The following is a 2499-nucleotide window of genomic DNA, read 5'->3' on the forward strand; positions in this document are numbered from 1 at the left end:
GGCAGGCTGGCAAGGAGGGCGAACACAAGGCGGTGCATGGCAGCTGTCCGGCAATGGTCATCTGACCAGCCTAGGACAGCATCGTCAGGTCGTCCAAGCTGATTGCCGGACGGTTGCTAGTTGCTTGGCACGCTGTAAAGCAAGGCGTATTTGCTGCCCTGAATCAGATCGCCCAGGCTTTGTCCGTAGCCGGCATAGATCTGCAAGCCCTTGTAGGCCGACACATTAAGCTGGCTGGTGATCGGCACGCTGTGCTTGCCCAGGCTGACATTGGCAAACGGTAGCAAGGCGAGATTCTGCACCGGCTGCCACCCGGCACTGGTCAGTGAATACACGGCGCCAGTGGGCAACAGGGCGGCGATATAGATGGCGCCAGCCTTGCCGGCATCGCCACTGGCGACAGTGACATCAACGCCGAGCGACAGGCTGCTGGCGCTCCCCGCTTGCTGCGGCGTGATGCTGAAGGCGCCAGCGGCGGCCGGCACTGCCGCCGAGTCGGCATTGAAGCCGCTACGCGCCATGATAGGGGCCAGATCCACCGCTTCGAATGCGGTATGCGGCACCGCCTGCACCACGCTGAAGGTGGCATCTGCCCATTTGGCACTGGGCTCGCCCTGGATATACATATCGGAGCCGCCATCAGCGATATACATGCCATAGCGCTTCAAGGCAGTGAGAATGGCCTTGGCCTGGGTGGGCGTGCTGTCCGGCACCGGATAATCGGCCTTCAAACGGAACAGCTGGCCCATCGCCGGCTTGCTGGCGCTACTGCCGCCATTGCTGGTCAGATGGCGCGCCGGCCACACATAGGCCGCGCGGATCTTGCTGGACTGGATGGTAAAACGCAGCGCATGGTTGATTTCGCCGCTATTGGCCTCATCGGCCCGCAGCAGCAGCGGCAGGATGGGAAAGCCCGCCGCATCGGCCGAGGTCCAGCCGGCCGGGCGCAGTGTATTGCTGCGCAGATCGAATGCCGCGCTGGACCAGATATCCCAGCCACCACCCGCATGCGGGTAGCTGTGGTAGCTCTCCCACAACATGCAGCTGTCGGTATCGATGGTCAGGATATGGTGGTCGCCATAATTGGCCTGGTTGGTTTCGATGCCCCCCTCGACCAGCGGTGCGGCCGGAATCGGTAACAGCGGCTGGCTGGCGGTGTTGACGCAGGGCTGCGCCACGCTGTGATCCTGTTTGGCGCAATCGCTTTCATCGGGGTAGCCATCCTTGTAGTACACCGGCTGCCAGCTGGCCGACTTGCCGGCCATCAGGTTATAGGGAATGCCGTAGTACTCGCTGCTGCGCATATCCTCGCTGACGCCCAGATCAAGATGCAGCTTGCGGGCGCTACTGCTGATAGTGGCGAGATAGGCCGCTGATTGCGGATGCACCGGCAGGCTATCGATACGGGTATTGAAGATATGGTCAGCAGGCAGAACCTGGCAGCCGCCGAGTGACGGAGGCGCTGCGAAGGCGCTGGAAAGCAGAAAGGGGATCAGGCTGAGGCAGGCGAGGCGGCGATGCATGATGGTCTCCCGCGAAAACAGGACACCATCATGCGACGGGCGGGCGATGCTGCCAAGGCAGAAATTGCCGGGGCAGTTCCACCCGTGCCAGAGCGGCGATTACAGCGTGTGCACCACCGAGAACCGCAGGTTGTTCAACATATCGGCGAACGGGTCGGCAAATGGCACCGCTCCCTTGCCCCAACCGATAATGATCTTGGTGCCTTTCAGTGCCGCCACATCGAGGCTGCCATCGAGTACATCAATTTTGACGTCGCCGATCGGAGCCGGTGTCATGGATGCATAAGCAGCAACCTGCTTGCCGGTATACGGCACCCAATTACCCTTGGCATCCTTGAAATACGCTTGGTCACCAACCAAGGCCGCAACATAGACCGATACTGCGCCGATGGCTTGTCCAGCTTCCCCTGCGGGAATGGTGGTCTGAGCGGTGATGACCGGCTTGGTGGCGCTACCAGAAACGTTGGCGCTGGCCACAGCGGCGTACGCCGGCATGAGCAGGACAGCTGCGGCGATAGCCGGCAGGATTTTCTTGAACATATGGTTTTCCCTCTGAATGACCAGGTGCAAGCGGATACATTTGGCGGCAATTGTTGCGCACTGGCCGATATCGTTGGCATGCCGCCACCGTCTTTCAGGACGGGGCGCGAAGCTAGCAGACATCAACCTGCCCGCGCAATGGAAGAACTTGGTTTGCGAGCGCCCGCGGGCGGTTTTCGGTCAATGCAGCGGTCGGGAATACCAAAAGAGAACGGCGCCGGGCCGGCATCATCGATACCGGACTCGGCGCCGTACGCAACGCTTGGCTTAGAAGCTGAAGTCCACGCCTACGCCGAAGGCGCTGAAGTCCGCAGCGTACTTGGTGTATTCGGCACGCACGCCAACACTCTTGCTGACGGCATAACGTGCGCCAATACCAGCGATGGCCTTGTTCTGGGTCTCTTCAATTTCAAAAGCGCCATAGTGCGTGGAATTG

At 60.9% G+C, this 2499-nt stretch carries 3 protein-coding genes; all 3 read right to left on the bottom strand.

Annotation, left to right across the window (positions count from 1 at the left end; all coding sequences use genetic code 11):
* Nucleotides 1-116 precede the first annotated feature (116 nt).
* A complete protein-coding gene (locus ACE3OH_RS12485; RefSeq protein WP_374352990.1) occupies nt 117-1523 on the bottom strand; it encodes a hypothetical protein in 1407 nt (468 codons plus the stop codon).
* A 99-nt stretch (nt 1524-1622) separates the two neighbouring features.
* On the bottom strand, nt 1623-2063 hold the full coding sequence (locus ACE3OH_RS12490; RefSeq protein ID WP_374352996.1) for a hypothetical protein: 441 nt from the start codon (nt 2061-2063) through the stop codon (nt 1623-1625).
* A gap of 267 nt (nt 2064-2330) precedes the next feature.
* Nucleotides 2331-2499, bottom strand: a 169-nt coding sequence (locus ACE3OH_RS12495; protein ID WP_374353031.1) for a hypothetical protein, incomplete at its 5' end; no start/stop codon positions are given.

It is taken from the genome of Chitinimonas sp., from assembly GCF_041904975.1.
Lineage (GTDB): Bacteria > Pseudomonadota > Gammaproteobacteria > Burkholderiales > Chitinimonadaceae > Chitinimonas.

Bases quoted from the DNA above. Each gene is read 5' to 3' on its own strand.
- ACE3OH_RS12485 (WP_374352990.1), bottom strand. From the start codon at position 1,523: ATGCATCGCCGCCTCGCCTGCCTCAGCCTGATCCCCTTTCTGCTTTCC.
- ACE3OH_RS12490 (WP_374352996.1), bottom strand. From the start codon at position 2,063: ATGTTCAAGAAAATCCTGCCGGCTATCGCCGCAGCTGTCCTGCTCATG.